Raw genomic sequence first — 18529 nt, 5'->3', positions numbered from 1 at the left:
TTTTTGTTTTAGAAACGCAGCAAAAGGAGTTGCTGCAACAGATGGAAAAAATACTAGAATAACTTACTCTAAACAAAGGAAGAATTAAATTGGTAATGTAATTTGTATGGTAGAAATAAGTAAGCGAAAGGGGAACCATATGAATTTAGAAATCTTAATCTCAACGATAGTGACGTCAACAGCAGCATTAATTGCCATCATCGGAGGATTTTTAGTTAGTAGGGTCATTACGCTTTCCAGTGAACAAAATGGGATCAATAGAAAACTAAGAGAAATAAATAATGAAATCACTGCAAAAGAAGATACTTTGTCCCAAGTAACGGACTATATCATAAGTGAAGATGCATTTGATTTTATAAGGGATAATGTTGAGGAACTATCAAAAGGTAAAATATCATTGGAAGAAATACATAAAGAGGATCGATTTACAGGATTAAGTTTGGAACAGTTGTATCCATATGTTAAAGAATATGAATCTATTTTTAATGAAGTAAAAGACCTTGTAAGCCAGTTTGATTCTGTTCCTAGTGATTTTTATAAGTTTAAAAAAAGATTATCCACTGAAGTTTCCCAACCTGGAAAACTAGATTGGTATGAATTAGCATATGATTATATATATGAATCATTGCCTAGTAAAAATTCGGGTTACCCTTATCTTCCAGATATATCATCTTTATCAAATCTACATAAAACAGTACCTCCAGTAAATCATTATTATCGCAACCAAGTTAAAATAAAGGAACAGTTAGAAACGGAATTGGCAGTCTTAAAACTCCAGAAAATAGAGCAGGATAAAATTTTAACCGAATATGGAAAGCCTAATGGAGTCTGGAGTGGTTTAGCTGTCCTCATATACAGTGGTATTGTAGGTATCGCTTACCCAGTAACATTATTGCCTTATCCTCCAAACACATATAATGATTCACTTACAAAAGTGGTATTAATCATTCTATTTTTAAGTGAATTAGTGGCTCTATTCGGTTATCTAATCCTAGCGATGCGAAAATTAACGAATGATGGTAAATAATAAAAATTACATAGCCCAAACATATATGGGTTGGCTGACAGGGAGGTATAATCAGCATACAATAGCTTTTTGATGTTTTAATATTAATTTAAGTACAGTTATTTAACAAGAATGTGAAATTACCATTGTATAATTATATTAACCTAAGTATAAACAAGGCATCAAAACACTTGATTTAATTATGGTACAATAAGACTATAAAATATACTCTCCGGTGGCGTTATTAAAATGGAATCATCTATAACGATTACTCTAGAGTATCTGTTCAAAAACCATGAATTCACAATTTAGAAATATAGTGGATTATTTTTAGTCAATTTTTAAACGCTATAGGGGAGTTTTATCACTTATAAAGTGTGAATTTTACATAGTTAATTAAGGAGGTACTATGCAGACGTATATTAAAGATTTTAGAGTTAGGAAGAGCTTTTCTTTTGGGCTATATAATGCTGTTGTAGATCCTGAAATTGTTTCAAGTCTCATAGCTACAAGGGCTTTATATTGTTACATTGATGATGATTTTAATATGACCCGTGTAAAAGATGGTAAACTTGAAAAATCTAAGATAGACTTTCACACTGAAGATTACACAACGATGGCTAAATTGAAATTTGGCGAAATCAATATTGATGACTTTGAATCTCATTATTTAGCTCATATTTCTGGTGAGAAATTATTTAGAAACTTCTTTTTTTCAAAAGATGAAGATTATATAGATGAATATAGCTATTTTATTTTTCAGCCTATAGTTATTGAGTTGGAAAAGGAAACAGAATACTATTATCGGATTTATCCTGTGGTCAAAGTTGTGAATAATGAAATTGTAGTAGTAGATTTTAACTATTATCCACACGATGAGACAGAGACTGTCGAAGAATTTGCAGATAGATTACTAAGAATTGGAGATAAAATAAAGAACTTAAAACTGCCATATACTTACTTTATAGCACTAGGTCTAGAAATGAACAAAGAAAATGGAGAGTTATTCAACTTTGAATCTAATGTATCTGCAGTATATAACTTTGAAGATATTTCGATAAGGGATGTTCATGAACTAGCAGAAATGTTTTTATCAATGTTATTAAAATATGAGAAATACTCATGGTTCGGAAGGACTCTAATTTCGCTAGATAATCCTAATCTAACAGATAAACAAATTCAATTAATAAGAAATGGATTTGAGTACACAGAAAATAACCCGCTATATGACAGAAAACTTATTAATTTTAGTGAGCATCCATCGACAAAATTTTATGTTTTTGAACATATCACTTTAACAATGGGTGATATTATGGACTCATATATGCCTGCTGCAGTTTTGGATGAGGAGCTAGCAATTTTAAATACTAAAATGATTGTATATTCAAAAGTTGTTGATGATGAATCTTTAGACGAGTTGCTGAAATCAAAAAAAGAACTTCATCTACTGAAGCAACAAATTTCACTTAAATATACAAACATTCTTAAAGCACACACAGTAATGGATTATGCAATAAATAATCTTTTCAAAATAAATGATCAAATTGATCGCATTGATGGGTTAGCAGATATATCTTTTCGACAAAAGGAGTTTACAAAAGCAAAAAGAGATAGCCTTTTTCATTTTATAGTTGGGTTTGTTTCTTTTATCCTATCAATGTCTGTACTATTTGACTATATTGTCAAACCTATTTATGAAATACGATTTGCTCAAGAAATCACTCCATTAGATACATTACTAAACTATATAATGTTTATGGGAGTTTCTGGAGTAGTAGTTATTGCTTTATATCTTTTTATAATGAGAAAGAAGAAAGATAAAAAGTAATATGACATTATAAAAAATGTCGCAGTCTAAAAAAAAATTAACTATATAATGGTGCTATTTTCACATTATATAGAGTAGATAGAACAACCTGGTTATGAAAAGAACATTTGAAGACAGTTAAATTAATTTGGGACTCTCGTTTAACTAAAAAGTTAAATGAGAGGACAGATATTAGGGATACTCAGGAAACGTGATAATATCTGTAGTTTTTATTGATTACTCGTATCGAAATCTAATCAGGACGTAGTGGGATAACTACGGCCCCTCATAATTCTATAGAAATAGATATTCATTTTTACGAATGGATTTGACAAGCCGTTTTGTTCTTCATTTTCAACCCGATCTACGGTATTCGTTAAGCGAAATGTTGAAACATATCGTTTATAGCTTTGTTAGATTGTTGCCCAAATTGTTGTCCAAATGTTGCCTAAAAATATATATTTAACCCTAATAGAACGTATTCAATTGCTTATATATCAAGTGTTTTTGTAAATAAACATAAATGAGAATATGATTACTACAGATTTGACAGGGTAGAGGTCGTTGGTTCGAGCCCAATCGGAATCACTATCTAAAAAGGCGTCAATCCTTTGTATATCAGAGGATTGACGCCTTTTTTTCGTGCCCCTTCCAGTAATAGATTCCGATACAATGAAGCATCACTGATTTCTGGGATTTGTTTGTCTCACACTGAAGATTACAAGTTGATCGGTTTTCCACCAGTCACCCCGTAAATCTGACCGGTGATATAACTCCCTTCATCGGATGCAAGAAGAACATACACCGGCGTAAGCTCTACCGGCTGTCCTGCACGGCCAAGAGGAGCGTTTTGCCCAAACTCAGGGATTTGCCCTTCCAATTTTCCGTTATCGAGTTGTAACGGCGTCCAAATTGGACCTGGAGCGACACCATTGACACGTACCCCCTTTGACGCAAAGTACGAAGACAGGGAAACCGTGAAGTTGCTGATTGCACCGTTTGTAGCTGCATAATCCAATAAAGGGGTGGAAGGATCAAACGATTGAACGGATGTCGTTGTGATAATGGCGCTTCCTGGTTCGAGATGTTCTTCAGCCGCTTTTACCGTCTCAAACATGCTGATGATGTTAACTTTGAAGGTGTCATGCACTTGCTTCATTGGAAGATCACTCAAGGAGGCTTGAGCGATTTGTTGCGCGGCATTCAATACAAGTGTGTCTAGTCTTCCAAAAGCTTCCACTGTTTTTGTAACAATCTCCGTTGCTGCTCCGTCATCCCGCAAGTCATACGGCAGCAATAATGCTTTTTTGCCTGCTTTTTCAATTAATTCTTTGACTTCGTTGGCATCTTCTTCTTCTCCGGGGAAGTATTGAATGGCAACATTGGCACCCTCGCGTGCATAAGCGATAGCAGCGGCACGGCCAATCCCGGAATCGCCACCAGTAATCAAGGCATTGCGTCCTTCCAGGCGATTGTTTCCTTTATAAGCTTCTTCTCCGCTGTCAGGTTTAGGTCTCATTTTATTTTGTATCGCTGGAGTGTTCTGTTCCTGATCCGGAAACTCTTCCGTATGGAACATCTTTCGTGGGTCGGTTAGATATGAATTTTTCATTAAAAATCATCTCCTATCTGTTCGCAAAAAGATCTGAATACCCTATTAAACAGGTTGCGCAATTGTATTGTCACCCTGTGCTTTAATGATTTTCCCTAAGTTCATTTTCTTTAAACTTCTCCAAACCTTACTCTTTTCTCACTCACTCTGCACTACGTCAATTAACTAGAATTTGGAGTATAGATATGCTTCTTATATTAATGAATTTCATAATACGTATTTAATGCTTTCCCATCACCATATGTAGTTGAGTTGGTTCGTTCCCAACTACATATGGTGATGAAAAAGCCGACTTTGGTAATTATGAAATTCATTCATATGTTTAAAAAAAGTAAATAGAACCTAAAAGTAAATATTTATCAAATTTTTAATATATTAGGATTATTTGTAATAACCTCTTAAACAAGCTGTAACCACAGAGGGACTTCCTCATGCTAGGATTAGACTTATCAATAACAAAAGGGGGACTACTAATGAAAAAGTTAGTATCCGTATTGATAGGTCTGGTTATGATTGGTATTGCTGCGACATCAGTGTCAGCAGCTGATTATGAGGTGCAAAAGGGAGACAGTCTTTGGAAAATAGCGAATGAACATAATACAACTGTTGAAGTATTGATGGAAATAAACGAACTCAAAACGTCATTAATTCATCCGAAACAAGTATTGAAACTCGGAGTGGAAGAGACGGAAGCAGAGGCTTATATTGTGCAGGAGGGAGATACCCTTACACATATTAGTAATGCATATGGTGATAATGTAACAGTTGATAAATTGAAGGAATGGAATAATCTATCTGCTGATCTGATAATAACGGGGCAGAGTTTAACGGTGAATGGAACTGGAGCTGAACAGACAACAACCGAAGAGGTGGAGCAAACAGCTGATGAACCGGTAGTTGAGACAGGCGCCGATGCAAGTGAAGAAGTAGAAGAAGAGCAAGTTGAATCATCCGAAAAGGTAAAGGAAACAACAACCAATGACGTTCAAGGGGAAACATTTGCAGTTGAAGCAACCGCCTATACTGCAGGCTGCTCTGGCTGTTCTGGTATTACGGCAACTGGAATTAATCTGAATAACGATCCATACGCAAAAGTCATTGCCGTAGATCCTAATGTTATTCCGCTAGGTACACAGGTCTTTGTAGAAGGCTATGGATATGCCGTGGCAGGTGATACAGGCGGTGCCATCAAAGGATATAAAATAGATGTACATCTTCCGACAAAGAAGGAAGCATACAACTGGGGTAGAAAAACAGTAAACATCACGCTTATAGAGTGATCAGACTGCCTTTTTGTATGAAGGTCTAACTAGATGTTTATTAAATAGTTGAATGAATTTCATAATTACCAAAGTCGGCTTTTCCATCACCATATGTAGTTAGGGATGAACCAACTCAATTACATATGGTGATGGTGAAGCATTAAATACATATTATGAAATTCATTAATCATAATAATTATCCAAATGTAGAGTTAACCATGAAAACAGGTGTCAACAATGATTTAATACGAGATATTTTGAATCGCAAATTAGACGGTGCCTTTGTTACAGGATTTGGGAATCACCCTGACATTGAGCAGATTGAGGTTTTTAAAGAGGAACTTGTTTTAATAGCAGATAACAAAAAAGTAAGTTATGACAGTCTAAAAAAATAGTCGGGGACCCTCTAGGGCAAGCAGTGCCCGTCATTCGGCGATTTTATCTAGATTTGTAGACTTTATTGAAGTTATTGTTAATAAAAAAGGGAGGAATATCATACATGACTAAAATGAATCTTGAGTTGGCCAAACAGCTTATCGAAGGAGCCGAGAAAAAAGCAGCAGAGCTTGGAATCCAGATGGTTATCTCTGTGGTGGATGAAGGTGGAAATCTAATTGCAGTACATCGTATGGATGATGCATGGTTAGCTAGCGTTGATATCGCGCAAAACAAAGCATGGACTTCGGTTGCATTAAAAATGCCAACAGCAGATTTAGCTGAAGCGACTGTTCCGCACGCAGAGCTCTATGGTTTGAACACAACAAATAATGGACGGTTAGTTCTCTTTGGCGGAGGCATCCCTTTAGTGGAAAATGATGAAGTAATCGGTGCTGTCGGCGCAAGTGGAAGTGCTGTTGAGCATGATATCCAAGTTGCCCAGGCTGCGGTTGATGTATTTGAAAATATAAAAGTAAGATGAGTGGAGCAATTGTTCCATAGAGGCGAATCTCTGAAGTGGTAGGGTCAGTTCCTTGTTGTGCTAAAGGATTAGCATGGCAGGGGACTGATTTTTTTCTATTCCATATAGAAAGTTTAACACTCCATATTCTTTCAACGGGTTGTGGTTGATTTGAGCGATTTTGTCTATTGGATACAACTTTAAGCATTAAAATTCAAGTGTTTAATCTGTTTAAATCTAGCTTTATCTTCCTTCTTAAAATTTCCCTTAGAAGTGTGCAATTGGTAGCGAGTTTCCGCTGACTCAAAGAATTTGACGGCTTTAGTCATATTGGTCAACTAATTTCAATAAGTAAGCTTTATCTGCTATAATAGATTAGTTGATTGCATTTCATAATTACCAAAATTAAATACGTATTATGAAATTCATTAAGTTGAGTAATTATTAATGATGAAAAATATACGCATTTTCTGCCGTACATTAAAAGAAAGAAGGATATAGATGACTAAAGCATTTGTTTACCGTTGGCTATTCTTTTTTATCGGAATCATGCTGTTAGGTCTCGGAGCATCGTTAACCATTAAAGGTCAGCGATTCGGTGTTGGTTCTTGGGATGTGCTGCATATCGGATTATTCCAAAATCTAGGGCTATCGATTGGCATGTGGTCCATTATTGCTGGAATTATCGTTATTACGATTGCTTCTATTGGTCTACGTAAATTTCCAAGAATAGGCACCTTTTTGAATATGATTCTGGTCGGTTTATTTATCGACTTTTTTAACTGGCTGATCCCTGATCCCCAAACTTTTCCTCTGCAACTTGTCAGTTTTATTCTAGGCATTTTATTGCTGGGTAGTGGTTCTGGTATTTACATTTCGGCGGATCTGGGAGCAGGACCGCGAGATAGCTTAATGCTGCTTATCGTTAAAAAACTTAAACTTAGTATACGTGTTGCACGTACGATGATAGAAGTCATTGTTGCGTTCGCTGGATTTTTATTAGGCGGGCCAATCGGTCTTGGTACGGTCATCATGGCTTTTGGACTTGGCCCGGTGATGCAGACTGCATTAGGATACAGTAAGAAAATATTAGACGATTTGATGACAGAAAAACAGGTGTCTACTTATGCTGGAAGCAGGGATGGATTCATATCCGAGGATAAAATTGGTTAAATCCATGTTCCGAGTGGGAATAATCCAGCCTATCCAGAAATTTACCGCGTTGAACTGCTCATAAAGCTCTCACTTAATGAAGTATCGTTTAATCGAATCACTTTTTGAAATCAAGGAGCGCTATTTCTACAGTGATGGATTGGCGTTCTAGCCATTTGTGTACGTTTTAAGAAGCAAGTTGGTGGGGGAGGAGCATTTTTTGACGATAAGATTTGTACCCTTTACCATCCTGTAGTAAAATTTGGTGATTGATACGTGAACGAATGAATACGATTAATTATGTATCAGTGTGAAAATGAGTCAGTCGAAATTATTATAAGATACGGAGGGATGATTGTGACAGCTGAGAATGAATTAATTATGAAATCCTTTTATCAAACGATTATAGATGAAAATGAAAAAGAGCATCCAATCAAGACATTGGGTGTGATGTATATGGAAGAAATGAAAGGGGAACAGCCCGAACTTTCCGCTATCCGTTTTGCTCAAGGAGAAGTTTATTTCTTGAATCAAGACTATGAAGCTGCGATTTATAAGTGGCAGCATCCTTTGGACAAAGCCTTCATACCATGGGGACAGAAAAATATAGCGGATGCGCACATGGAAATGGGCTTATTGGATTACGCAGAGAAGTTTTATCAGGAAGTAGAGACGGATTCTGTTCTATTGAAAACGGAAGTCTTACTGCAACTTTTCTCGCTGTATATCCAACAAGACAAACAAGAAAAGGCTGTTGATATCATTAAGAAGGCGGTTCAATTAAATCCGGATTATGCCGATGTAACAGAAATAGCAAAGCGTTATTTTGAAAGTATTCAAGATTGGGATAGTGCAATAGAGCTCGCCATTAACGAGGCAATCCGGACGGAATCTCTCCATTGGTTTGAGGTGTTGGAAGGGTATGCCAACCTCGGCGTGACAGCTAACCATGAGCCAAGCTTTTTCAATAACGTGTTGGTGACATTATATTCTATAGATAAATATCAATTTGAACGTTTGACGGCTGGATTATGGAACAGCTTTAAGCAGAGCGAGTTTTATTTTCGTTGGCTAGAAGAGATAAATCAGCTTCTCTTGTATGAGAACATGGAAGCCTCTTACAACTGGAAGAAGCTACCATCCTTATTTAAGGAAGGGTATTTCTATTTCATTAGTGGCAGATTTTTCATGAACGATATTTCGGCTCTAGTACCGGATCATTTAACGAATTGGTTAGCGGTCTCCCAAGTTTCCGACAGGCTCAGCTCTTCAGCTGCAATACTGGCTTGGAATGAGCTCTTCCCGTCAGCGCTGGATGCAGCTTTGGTTCAAGAAGCAGAACAAGCGTTTAAAAATGCTAGTCCGAGTCAAAACGCTAAAGAAGAAGGTATAGAGCTTTTGGATTCTATTAAAGTGTGGGCGGAGAAAGAAGGCATGCTGGAAGGGTTAACAGAGTATATGGGGCCAAGACTAGATGAATATAAAATAGAAGAGGTAGGCCCAACAAGGGTGCGAGATGTTATTAAAGATGCATTAGCATATATTTCAGATCAACAGGCGGAACTCGAGAATGTTGTTTTGCGGGAAATCGACTGGAGCGAAGAAGTCTTAACAGAATTGCATGAATTCCGTCAAGAGATACTTGATGTGGAAAAAGAAAAGGCCAAGACTATGACAAGTTCGTTCCGTGATTTAGAGCATAAATTAATGGAGAAGGTGCAGGTTAAATTACCCGAGCTGCTGAAGAACTGTTCCGATTTAGTGAAGGAGGACAGTGACTTTTCCAAACTTCACCTTGTATTAAATGAGGAAATGAATAACCGGATGGCACATTATATGGAAATGGAAGTCTTAGCTGATTTTAAATCTGCCACAGAGGAATGGCTAGAAACTAGTGAAAGAGAGTTTCAAGAAAGTCAGATGCTCTTTAATGAAGTGAGTGAAAATATAAACGAGCAATTTAAAGAAGAGAAAGTTGTATTGTCCGGCGACTTTAAAGTATTGGATGACTGGAAACGGGATATTGAGCGAATATCAAGGGGAGCATCACGTTTTGAAGAAATAAATATATTGTTGCGGAATAATCCTTCCCAGCTGTTATTAAAAGGTGCGGGGAAATTGTTAGCTCCTTTATCAAAAAATAAAGAGATGCTCCTCGGTAGGTATAAGGACTATATCGAAAATGCAGATTACAGTGAAGTGGCAGGGGAAATGACAAACACATTTACCCAGCAATTACAGTTTTTTGAGGAATCCATCGAATGGGATGTTAACAAGTTTTTCTTACATCCACAGGAAGAGCTTCATCATATAATCGAGGAAGTACAAGCAGCTATAGCAGAACAGAACGGTTCTTTAAATAAGATGCGTGAACAGCCCGAGTTATATCAAGATCCCCTTATCTTGTTTGAGTTAAAACTTCGTCATTATGATTTAATGAATGAGATAGGTGCGATAAGTTAATTATTACTGGAGAGCATATATAGACCTAGCTTCTATAAGAAGACTTATTCTATTAACAACGTACTCATTTAACCTCAATAAGCCCACATCTGAATAATAGATGTGGGCTTATTGAAGCTTTCCTCTCATGATTAGTTTGCTTTCACAACGGGAATGCTAACTTTATCATCATATAAGGCGGAGATAGGTAATGAATAAGTTATTTACTGCACTCGTTTGTATTGGATTACCGCTTGCTGTCACGGGATCGATTTTTCAGTGGTCAGCAGTGATTATGTTTATTATATATTGTTTAACCATTATCGCTTTAGCAGGTTTTATCGGAAGGGCTACGGAAAGCTTGGCAATTGTATTGGGACCTAGGGTCGGCGGGTTACTTAATGCCACTTTTGGTAATGCTGTTGAACTTATTATATCCATTTTTGCGCTTAAAGCAGGATTGATTAGTATCGTCCTTGCTTCGTTAACAGGGTCTGTTTTAGGAAATTTGCTTCTTGTTGGAGGACTTTCCTTTTTTGTAGGTGGTCTGAAGTATAAGCGTCAATCATTCGATATTTTTGAAGCGCGGCATAATGCTGGACTTCTCATGTTTGCTGTTATTGTAGCATTTGTTATTCCTGAGGTGTTTACACATACGATGAATGAACAGGAAACCATGTTTCTTAGTGTCGGTGTTTCCATCATTTTAATCGTATTATATTTAGCCGCTCTGCTTTTTAAATTTGTAACACACCGCGGGGTTTACCAGCCCGCGGAAAAGCAATCAAATGAAGAAGAGGAAATACCGGAATGGGGAAAAGGAAAAGCTATCATGATATTAGCACTCGCAACAATTGCCGTTGCTTATGTATCAGAAGGCTTGGTTTCGACATTCGATGTGGTAGGGGCGACATTTGGCTGGTCGGAGCTATTTATCGGTGTGATTATCGTTGCCATTGTTGGAAATGCGGCAGAGCACGCGTCAGCCGTCATCATGGCTTATAAAAATAAAATGAATGTCGCAATTGAAATTGCTGTCGGTTCAACCTTGCAAGTAGCAATGTTTGTCCTGCCTATTCTTGTTATTCTATCCCAATTCTTTACGACATCCATGCCGCTTGTTTTCACGTGGCCGGAATTAATCAGTATGGTGACAGCAGTATTTTTAATGATTATCCTGTCGGGTGATGGCGATTCGAATTGGTTTGATGGATTAGCGTTAATTGCAGCGTATTTTATTATGGGGATTGGATTTTATTTTATTTGATGAGAAGGGAAGACGAGGGTTCCGCGGATATTCCAGTTGATTATGTAAATAATATACCTGTTAAGCAATCAGCATAGGAGGTATTAGATGCGGCAAGGTCACCAAACTAAACAGAAATTAGAATCCAGTAAATCTGGAACAAATCCAGATAAGGTAAAACAGGAGATTCGGAAAGGTGTGAGCCGGGGACAAGGTGCAATGACATCTCGAGAAGCAGGAGCAATGCGGAATTAAAATGCTACTTTTCCCTTGCCAATAACAGGGAATTATAAGAAGCGTACTTACCCTTAAATGAGAACAGGGAAGTGCGCTTATTTGTATGTTCTCTGGAACACTTACCAGACTTTTACTTCTTGATAAAAGCTGTATCAAGTGCAGTGATCACAAATGTTTGATACAATATTACATAAAACTTCATGATGGTTCTCAACTGCTTCATTCAATTTATTGAATGATTTTCATAATTACCAAAGTCGGCTTTTCCATCACCATATGTAGTTGGGAACGAACCAACTCAACTACATATGGTGATGGTGAAGCATTAAATACGTATTATGAAATTCATTATATTTATAATTATAATAGAAACATAGGAGGAGTAGACAATGGCAGAAGTAATCACAAAACTAACGAAAGATTCAGGTATTATTTATGAATTCAATAAAGAAAATGTGCCAACAAAGAAGGTTGCATCAGGAACAACGTTAACGATTGAGACTTATGATTGCTTTGAAGATCAGATTCAATCAGAAGACACGGTTATCGGCAGAATCGATTGGAACCGAATCAATCCAGCAACAGGCCCTGTATTTGTTGAAAACGCCAAGCCGGGAGATATTCTAAAGGTCAAGATTGAAAAGATTGATGTTAAGGATCAAGGTGTGATGGCTGTTGTGCCAGAATTGGGTGTCATGGGTGAGTCCATCGAAAAAATGGAAGCGAGAATCATGCAGATAAAAGATGATAAAGTACGGTTTAACGGAGTGGAAGCCCCAGTAAACAAAATGATAGGTGTTATCGGTGTTGCTCCTGAAGGTGAAGGAGTGAACTCCGGAACACCAGGTGCTCACGGTGGAAACATGGATAATACGATGGTGAAAGAAGGAGCAACCCTTTATTTCCCGGTGTCTGCTGATGGTGCTCTTTTTGCCCTTGGAGATCTCCATGCAGCAATGGGTGACGGGGAAGTAAGTGGAACTGGCGTAGAGATAGCAGGCGAGGTCACCGTTAGGTTGGATGTAATAAAAAGTGACAAGCTGGAGCAGCCAATGCTTGAAAATGACGAAGTGTTTACGCAGATTGCGACAGGTCAAACGTTTGATGAAGCGGCTAATCTTGCTACAGCACTCATGACTCGGCGTATTGCCGAAAAGTCGGGCCGTTCGTTGAGTGAAGTGACCATGCTCGTGAGCATGAACGCTCAGTTGGAAGTCTGTCAAGTTGTCAATCCGTTAAAAACAGCTCGATTTGTCGTGCCGAAATGGTTGCTCAAACAATTAGAGATTGACTTGATTAAGAAATAGTTATAATCATCGTGGGTAAGATCTTGCCATCGACCTTATCCACGATTATTTGTATATACGCACACTAGTCTTTCGATACATGCTCCGTAAAGTCAGCTAATAATCTCACACCAAACCCAGTAGCGGACTTCGCGTAATAACCTGTTTCTTGACTGGTCATCATGCCCGCCATATCGACATGCAGCCACTTACTGGATTTTGGAATGGAACGACGGAGGAACAATGCTGCAACGATTGACCCGGCTTCCGCTTTACTGCCGGTATTGTTGAAATCAGCATAATCACTTGCTAAGTAGCTTTCATATGCGTTAACTAGCAGTATCTGCTCGTATTTGACCTGCATTTATATAGGATTGTGTTTTGCCATAGCCATCTACTTGTAAATTTGTCTTAAAAGCCTCTTTTATCGATTTATATTTCAGGAATTGATAGGAACCTAATGCCCACCCCTCAACAAAAGCCGTTACGACCAGTCCTTTTTCTAACGAGTCGTACGCTCCTGTAAGCGCATTTTCATTTATAGAAGCATATTCCACCTTCTGTTTGCTTAACTCACGGGCAATGGATCCAGCTGTCATTCTCACATTTTCATAGGATTTCGTTCCTCTTTCCGTTTTTTTTATAACAACAAATAACTCGCCACCCTTGTATACCTTATTAATGGATGTTGAGCTGTTTTCTACAAATTGCTTTAGGGATTTGCCCGTAATTAATGGATCATTTGCAAATAATATAGTAGCCTTCATGCTCATTTCGTTCTCTCCTTTAACTTTGCTGGAAAATGCTACCTATAAAGATAGCATGACAGCATTACGTTTTTTATTAATTTCATGGTCGAGTTCCTGCTCTAAGGCATAACCGAACTGATATAAAGTTGCTTCATCCAATTCTTTTCCTATCAGTTGTACTCCAATAGGCAGGCCATCTTTTGAAAAACCACAAGGAATGGATAAGCTCGGAAGTCCCGTTAAATTGGTCGGAGAGGTCAGTCGCGTAATTGTCGAGCGGATATGACTTTTATCTCCATTGCTACTTGTTGTATCTCTACTTCCAATTTCAGGCGGCAAAATAGACATGGTAGGGGTCAGGAGAATATCACAATCACTGAGCGCCTCGTTGAACTCCTGTTTTGCATTTTCCCTCTGCCGAAGCGCCTGAGCAAATTCAAATCCTTTTGCTAGAACACCGGTCAGTAATCTCTCTTTTACTTCCACATCCCAAGGATCTGGATATCTCTTGAGATTATTCTCATGGACGGCATAGGCTTCGGTCTTAAGAATTATACTTTGCGCTTCTAAACTTTTTTCGCTAATGGAAAGATTAATTCGCTTTACTTCTGCTCCCAGCTTTTCAAAAATAGTGATGGCCTTCGTGGCGGCAAGCTGAATTTCTTCATCGATGGCTTCGGAATAATAAGTTGCAGGAATACCGATTTTTTTCCCCCTCACATTTATCCCCAATAGACGAGTGAAATCCTCTTTTTTTCGCTGTATCGACTTAGGATCCTCGCGGTCAAAAGCAACCATCGCATTTAATAATAAAGCATTATCCGTTATAGACCTTGTCAAAGGTCCAACATGATCGAGTGACCAAGAAAGGGGATAGACGCCACGGTTACTAATACTGCCAAAAGTAGGTTTCATGCCTACAACCCCGCAAAAAGATGCTGGGACACGAACAGAGCCACCGGTATCTGTTCCTAAAGAACCATAACAAAGATAAGCTGAAACTGCGGCAGCTGAACCGCCACTGGACCCGCCTGACATTTTCATTGTATTAAAAGGATTGTGTACTGGCCCAACATGAGAGCGATCTCCTGTCGGGCCATAAGCAAACTGATGTGTATTGTTTTTACCGATAATAATGGCCCCTGCATGTATTAGTCTGTCTATTACGAAGGCATTTTTCGCTGGTGTGAAATCCCTATATATTTCAGAACCCATTGTCGTTTTAATATTTTTTGTGAAAATATTATCTTTAATTCCGAGTGGAATACCGTGAAGCGGTCCTTTATAATTGCCTTTTTTAATATCCTTTTCCATTTCTTTCGCATCTGCAATAGCTTGTTTTCCGTTAATTGTGATAAACGTATTTAATTTAGAATCAATTTTTTTAATTCGTTCTAGCGCGCTTTTGACAATTTGCACTGGAGATATTTCTCCTTTTTTTACTTGTTTTGCCAGACGATGAATATCTTTAAATAAGAATTCATTCATAAAACCTTCCCCCTTTAGATATGTTGATAGTAGTACAACCACTTTATGTCTTTAAAAGCACATTATTGCTTATAAAAATGAAATAAATTGGTTTTTAAAAATTCTAATCATTAGGAGGGAGATAATGTTATCAACATGGTTTTGGATTCAATTGGCGATATTTATTTTAGCGATGATTGCAGTAATCGTAGTTGCGACGAAAAAAACAAAAACAATCGATGACTTTGCTATAAGTGGAGCAAACTTAGGACCCGTTGTTTTAGGCTTATCTTTCGCTGCAACGGTAATGAGTGCTGCGACATTTATGGGCTATCCAGGATATTCTCATGCATGGGGATTTAGTAACTTATGGTTGTATTTATCATTATCCGTAGCTACCCCTATCGGCTTTCTTACAGTTGGAAAAATGATTCGAAAAGTAAATACGACCCAACGTTCCTTATCACTTCCAGATTGGCTTGGAGACTATTATAATAGTGACTTTCTAAGAGTGGGTTCTGGATTAATCATGTTATTTAACTTGTTTTATATCGCTGCTCAATTCTCTGCTGGTGCACAAATATTTGAAACGATTGTTGGAACCAGTTATGGTGTAGGGTTAGTTATCATAGCGGTTATTGTTATAGCATATGTGTTTGTAGGAGGTTCTTATGCTGACATTTATACAGACGCCATCCAAGCAATGTTAATGATTATCGTTGCTATCATTGTATTTATTTCTGGTATTGTTATATTCGGTGATGGAAATATGAATACAGCTTTTACTAATATTACGGAGAACTTTAAAGGACAAGACGGGAATTTATTAAAAGTTTTTAACCCGGAATCGAATTATTACGCATTTTCAGCAGTGTTGGGATTATTTATCATTCAGTTTGCTTTTGCATCCCAACCTCAGCTATTCAACAAAGTATTGTCACTTAAAAAGCCTCAAGATTTACGGAAAATGTTTATTGTATATATTATTACGACGATCCTTTGCTTACTTGTTTTATTCGGTGGCTTTTATAGCCGTGTTGCTGTACCGGAGCTGCAAAATCCTGATTTAGGCTTACTTGCTTATGTCGAGTGGGGCATGCCGGCATTTTTAGGTGCACTTGTTGTCGTTACGATTTTAGCTGCTGCGCTATCAACTACAGATGGATTGTTTGTCGTCATGTCTACCGTTTTTGCGAATGACATTTATAGAAAATTTTTAGTTAAGCGGGGTATTGTTAAAGTAACCGAAGAACAAATGCAAAAGACGGCGAGGCGCATTAGTCGCTGGGCTGTGATTGTAGTCGGAGTACTTGCGTGTTTTCTTGTTTTAAGTCCGCCTCCATTTCTTGGGGACTTGATGTGGATTGGGATTTCAGGTGTTTCTGCAGGTACACTTGGTCCTATTATGTACGCTGTTTTCAGCCGGAAAAAAGCTTCACCACGTGCGGCCGAAGCGTCTATGATTTTTGGGCTTGTATCCTATTTAATCATTGTGCTCACAGGAATTGAATCGAGTCCGCTTGCAGCCGGCGGTTGGGCAACTTGTGTCGGTATTGCGGTGATGGTCATTTTGGCTAATGTATTAAAACGGCCAGATGATCAGAATGGTTAATTTTAATTGTTAAAAAACAATAAGGAAAGGAGCTTAAGAATTGATGTGGATTAATCCTATGTTATCCATTTGGTTATTTATGGCAATAGGAGGTTTAATTATACAGGGAATTATTTTATGGAAGTTTTATGGGAAAGGAAAATCAGAGAAAAATACGGACTAAATTTAAAAAAGGTTTGTTCTTTTATGGAAAGGGAACACACCTTATTAATTTTCAGCGTAGCAACCAATCTGAATGCTATCTAAGCAAACCGCAGAGACATGTTATGATTGCTTTTCATAAGATGTTGTAAGATGGTGAGGTGGTTAACCATGATAGAGATTCTTATGATGGGAACCGTAATTGCTCCTGTTACTTCTGGCATTGTTCAGGCATTAAAAGTTTCGAAAATAGTTCCTAAGCGCTTTTTACCTTTAGCCGCTATTTTTATTGGGGTTGGTCTTGGTGCATCTGCAACATTTCTCGGTGCGGATCTCCTTGTACGAAGCTGGGCTGGAGGAATTAGTGGACTTGCTGCTACGGGATTGTTTGAATTGAGCAAGAATGGAAAAGATAACAGTTACCCAGAAGAAGAGTAAGCTTATTCATCTTATACATGCATTACTAAAGGGCGTTCCCGCTAAGGGGCGCTCAATTTTTATGTATCAATTTACATTATATGTGAAGAATAAAAATGCTTGTAATTATTCGTTGGAGGTAATGGGATGACGAACTATAATGCACAATTAACGACTTCTGAAATCGCAGCGATTTGGACGTCTTACATGAATGACAGTATGAATCGATGTATATTAGAATATTTTTTGAAAGATGCCGAGGATATGGAAATTCGCTCACTTGTCCAGCAAGCCTATGATTTTACCAATACACATGTAACTAAATTAGAGCAACTTTTTATTAAAGAAGCCTTTCCGCTACCTACTGGCTTTGGGAAGGAAGATATTAATCTGAATGCACCACGTTTATATACTGACGCATTTATGCTGGAATATATTGGATATTTAACTAGGGTTGGGTTACTTGCATATAGCGGTTTAACGACTACTAGTGCCAGAAAAGATATTAAAACACTTTTTAAAGAAGGAATCATAGGAGTATTGGAGCTATATGACAAGGCGACAGATATTTCCATGGATAAAGGGTTATATGTGAGACCTCCATATATTCCTTATCCAATGAAAACAGACATGATTGTTAGCAAGAAATATTTTAGTGGAATGAACCCATTCAGCAGCAAACGACCATTGAATGCGGTGGAAATATCCTATCTCCATATGAATATACGGACAAATATGATTGGAGGGAAGCTCGCCATAAGCTTTGCGCAAACTTCAGCTATTAAGAAGGTGCAAGGTTGGATGCTCAGAGGAAGGGATATGACGAAGAAACATATTGAAATCTTTTCGAAAATTCTTGCTGATAATGATATACAGGCACCCCTTTCGTCAGATATTTCGATTACAGATTCAACGATCCCTCCTTTTTCTGAAAAGCTAGGGATGTTCTTGTTCTCGGAGTTGTGTGCAATCGGAATCGGAAATTACGCATTGGCAGCCGGTGCCAGTCAGCGGAATGATCTTGTGGTGGGCTATGAACGTTTATCCCTTGAAGTCGCGCAATATGCAAAAGACGGTGCAGAAATTATGATAGAAAACGAATGGTTGGAGCAACCTCCTGGTACAGTCGATAAGGAAAAGCTAGCTAAAAATAAAACCAAGCATAATTAATCTCGTTTCAAACGTTTAATCTGTA

18 protein-coding genes are annotated in these 18529 nt (G+C 37.8%); 14 read left to right on the top strand and 4 right to left on the bottom strand.

Annotated features, from left to right (window positions below; genetic code table 11):
- Positions 1-139: 139 nt before the first annotated feature.
- Together L3V42_RS15850 and L3V42_RS15845 are read left to right on the top strand one after the other, a co-directional pair.
- Positions 140-1027: a hypothetical protein gene (locus tag L3V42_RS15850; RefSeq protein ID WP_238472443.1), complete on the top strand. Its 888-nt coding sequence runs from the start codon at positions 140-142 to the stop codon at positions 1025-1027.
- Between the two features lie 388 nt (positions 1028-1415).
- The gene (locus L3V42_RS15845) at positions 1416-2834 is read left to right on the top strand and encodes a hypothetical protein (protein ID WP_238472442.1); all 1419 of its coding nucleotides are present in this window, start codon (positions 1416-1418) and stop codon (positions 2832-2834) included.
- Between the two features lie 697 nt (positions 2835-3531).
- On the opposite strand, the gene L3V42_RS15840 is transcribed toward L3V42_RS15845, so the two are convergent.
- Positions 3532-4425 (bottom strand): SDR family oxidoreductase, encoded by an 894-nt coding sequence (locus L3V42_RS15840; RefSeq protein ID WP_235761241.1) that lies wholly within the window; start codon positions 4423-4425, stop codon positions 3532-3534.
- Positions 4426-4898: 473 nt separating this feature from the next.
- Here L3V42_RS15840 and L3V42_RS15835 point away from each other — a divergent pair, with 473 nt between their 5' ends.
- The 9 genes from L3V42_RS15835 (at position 4899) to L3V42_RS15795 (ending at position 12969) form a co-directional block, all read left to right on the top strand.
- Positions 4899-5705 carry a 3D domain-containing protein gene (locus tag L3V42_RS15835; RefSeq protein WP_238472441.1) on the top strand — a complete coding sequence of 269 codons (807 nt, stop codon included), beginning with the start codon at positions 4899-4901 and terminating at the stop codon, positions 5703-5705.
- Between the two features lie 155 nt (positions 5706-5860).
- Entirely contained in the window at positions 5861-6082 is a 222-nt protein-coding gene (locus tag L3V42_RS15830; RefSeq protein ID WP_238472440.1) for a LysR substrate-binding domain-containing protein, read from the top strand.
- A gap of 104 nt (positions 6083-6186) precedes the next feature.
- A complete protein-coding gene (locus tag L3V42_RS15825; protein ID WP_235761244.1) occupies positions 6187-6606 on the top strand; it encodes a GlcG/HbpS family heme-binding protein in 420 nt (139 codons plus the stop codon).
- Positions 6607-7086: 480 nt separating this feature from the next.
- On the top strand, positions 7087-7758 hold the full coding sequence (locus tag L3V42_RS15820) for a YczE/YyaS/YitT family protein (protein ID WP_238472439.1): 672 nt from the start codon (positions 7087-7089) through the stop codon (positions 7756-7758).
- Positions 7759-8094: 336 nt separating this feature from the next.
- Complete coding sequence (locus L3V42_RS15815) at positions 8095-10200, top strand: tetratricopeptide repeat protein (protein WP_238472438.1); 2106 nt, start codon at positions 8095-8097, stop codon at positions 10198-10200.
- A gap of 190 nt (positions 10201-10390) precedes the next feature.
- Entirely contained in the window at positions 10391-11446 is a 1056-nt protein-coding gene (gene cax, locus L3V42_RS15810) for a calcium/proton exchanger (RefSeq protein WP_235761247.1), read from the top strand.
- Positions 11447-11533: 87 nt separating this feature from the next.
- Complete coding sequence (locus L3V42_RS15805) at positions 11534-11680, top strand: hypothetical protein (RefSeq protein ID WP_238472437.1); 147 nt, start codon at positions 11534-11536, stop codon at positions 11678-11680.
- A 217-nt stretch (positions 11681-11897) separates the two neighbouring features.
- On the top strand, positions 11898-12101 hold the full coding sequence (locus L3V42_RS15800) for a hypothetical protein (RefSeq protein WP_238472436.1): 204 nt from the start codon (positions 11898-11900) through the stop codon (positions 12099-12101).
- A complete protein-coding gene (locus L3V42_RS15795; RefSeq protein WP_235761249.1) occupies positions 12052-12969 on the top strand; it encodes an acetamidase/formamidase family protein in 918 nt (305 codons plus the stop codon). Before L3V42_RS15800 ends, L3V42_RS15795 begins: the two co-directional genes overlap by 50 nt.
- A gap of 64 nt (positions 12970-13033) precedes the next feature.
- On the opposite strand, the gene L3V42_RS15790 is transcribed toward L3V42_RS15795, so the two are convergent.
- From L3V42_RS15790 to L3V42_RS15780, 3 genes are read right to left on the bottom strand one after another with little or no spacing between them, the layout of a single operon-like run.
- Entirely contained in the window at positions 13034-13312 is a 279-nt protein-coding gene (locus tag L3V42_RS15790; RefSeq protein ID WP_238472435.1) for a hypothetical protein, read from the bottom strand.
- Positions 13278-13721, bottom strand: coding sequence for a M17 family peptidase N-terminal domain-containing protein (locus L3V42_RS15785; RefSeq protein ID WP_238472434.1), 444 nt, complete (start codon positions 13719-13721; stop codon positions 13278-13280). Before L3V42_RS15785 ends, L3V42_RS15790 begins: the two co-directional genes overlap by 35 nt.
- A gap of 36 nt (positions 13722-13757) precedes the next feature.
- A complete protein-coding gene (locus L3V42_RS15780) occupies positions 13758-15185 on the bottom strand; it encodes an amidase (protein ID WP_238472433.1) in 1428 nt (475 codons plus the stop codon).
- Positions 15186-15309: 124 nt separating this feature from the next.
- Between L3V42_RS15780 and L3V42_RS15775 the strand changes: the two genes are divergently transcribed.
- The 3 genes from L3V42_RS15775 (at position 15310) to L3V42_RS15765 (ending at position 18504) form a co-directional block, all read left to right on the top strand.
- Positions 15310-16776, top strand: coding sequence for a sodium:solute symporter family protein (locus L3V42_RS15775; RefSeq protein ID WP_238472432.1), 1467 nt, complete (start codon positions 15310-15312; stop codon positions 16774-16776).
- A 312-nt stretch (positions 16777-17088) separates the two neighbouring features.
- On the top strand, positions 17089-17355 hold the full coding sequence (locus L3V42_RS15770; protein ID WP_235761254.1) for a holin: 267 nt from the start codon (positions 17089-17091) through the stop codon (positions 17353-17355).
- A 126-nt stretch (positions 17356-17481) separates the two neighbouring features.
- Positions 17482-18504 (top strand): DUF3231 family protein, encoded by a 1023-nt coding sequence (locus tag L3V42_RS15765; RefSeq protein WP_235761255.1) that lies wholly within the window; start codon positions 17482-17484, stop codon positions 18502-18504.
- Positions 18505-18529: the final 25 nt, after the last annotated feature.

The sequence above is a fragment of the Oceanobacillus alkalisoli genome, from assembly GCF_022213125.1.
In the GTDB taxonomy this organism is placed as follows: domain Bacteria; phylum Bacillota; class Bacilli; order Bacillales; family Amphibacillaceae; genus Oceanobacillus; species Oceanobacillus alkalisoli.
This window is presented reverse-complemented; position numbering and strand designations above follow the sequence as displayed.

What these genes read in the sequence shown, in the direction of transcription:
- L3V42_RS15850 (WP_238472443.1), top strand. Translation starts at nt 140, where the DNA reads ATGAATTTAGAAATCTTAATCTCAACGATAGTGACGTCAACAGCAGCA.
- L3V42_RS15845 (WP_238472442.1), top strand. Translation starts at nt 1,416, where the DNA reads ATGCAGACGTATATTAAAGATTTTAGAGTTAGGAAGAGCTTTTCTTTT.
- L3V42_RS15840 (WP_235761241.1), bottom strand. Translation starts at nt 4,425, where the DNA reads ATGAAAAATTCATATCTAACCGACCCACGAAAGATGTTCCATACGGAA.
- L3V42_RS15835 (WP_238472441.1), top strand. Translation starts at nt 4,899, where the DNA reads ATGAAAAAGTTAGTATCCGTATTGATAGGTCTGGTTATGATTGGTATT.
- L3V42_RS15830 (WP_238472440.1), top strand. Translation starts at nt 5,861, where the DNA reads ATGAAATTCATTAATCATAATAATTATCCAAATGTAGAGTTAACCATG.
- L3V42_RS15825 (WP_235761244.1), top strand. Translation starts at nt 6,187, where the DNA reads ATGACTAAAATGAATCTTGAGTTGGCCAAACAGCTTATCGAAGGAGCC.
- L3V42_RS15820 (WP_238472439.1), top strand. Translation starts at nt 7,087, where the DNA reads ATGACTAAAGCATTTGTTTACCGTTGGCTATTCTTTTTTATCGGAATC.
- cax (WP_235761247.1), top strand. Translation starts at nt 10,391, where the DNA reads ATGAATAAGTTATTTACTGCACTCGTTTGTATTGGATTACCGCTTGCT.
- L3V42_RS15805 (WP_238472437.1), top strand. Translation starts at nt 11,534, where the DNA reads ATGCGGCAAGGTCACCAAACTAAACAGAAATTAGAATCCAGTAAATCT.
- L3V42_RS15800 (WP_238472436.1), top strand. Translation starts at nt 11,898, where the DNA reads ATGATTTTCATAATTACCAAAGTCGGCTTTTCCATCACCATATGTAGT.
- L3V42_RS15795 (WP_235761249.1), top strand. Translation starts at nt 12,052, where the DNA reads ATGGCAGAAGTAATCACAAAACTAACGAAAGATTCAGGTATTATTTAT.
- L3V42_RS15790 (WP_238472435.1), bottom strand. Translation starts at nt 13,312, where the DNA reads ATGCAGGTCAAATACGAGCAGATACTGCTAGTTAACGCATATGAAAGC.
- L3V42_RS15785 (WP_238472434.1), bottom strand. Translation starts at nt 13,721, where the DNA reads ATGAGCATGAAGGCTACTATATTATTTGCAAATGATCCATTAATTACG.
- L3V42_RS15780 (WP_238472433.1), bottom strand. Translation starts at nt 15,185, where the DNA reads ATGAATGAATTCTTATTTAAAGATATTCATCGTCTGGCAAAACAAGTA.
- L3V42_RS15775 (WP_238472432.1), top strand. Translation starts at nt 15,310, where the DNA reads ATGTTATCAACATGGTTTTGGATTCAATTGGCGATATTTATTTTAGCG.
- L3V42_RS15770 (WP_235761254.1), top strand. Translation starts at nt 17,089, where the DNA reads ATGATAGAGATTCTTATGATGGGAACCGTAATTGCTCCTGTTACTTCT.
- L3V42_RS15765 (WP_235761255.1), top strand. Translation starts at nt 17,482, where the DNA reads ATGACGAACTATAATGCACAATTAACGACTTCTGAAATCGCAGCGATT.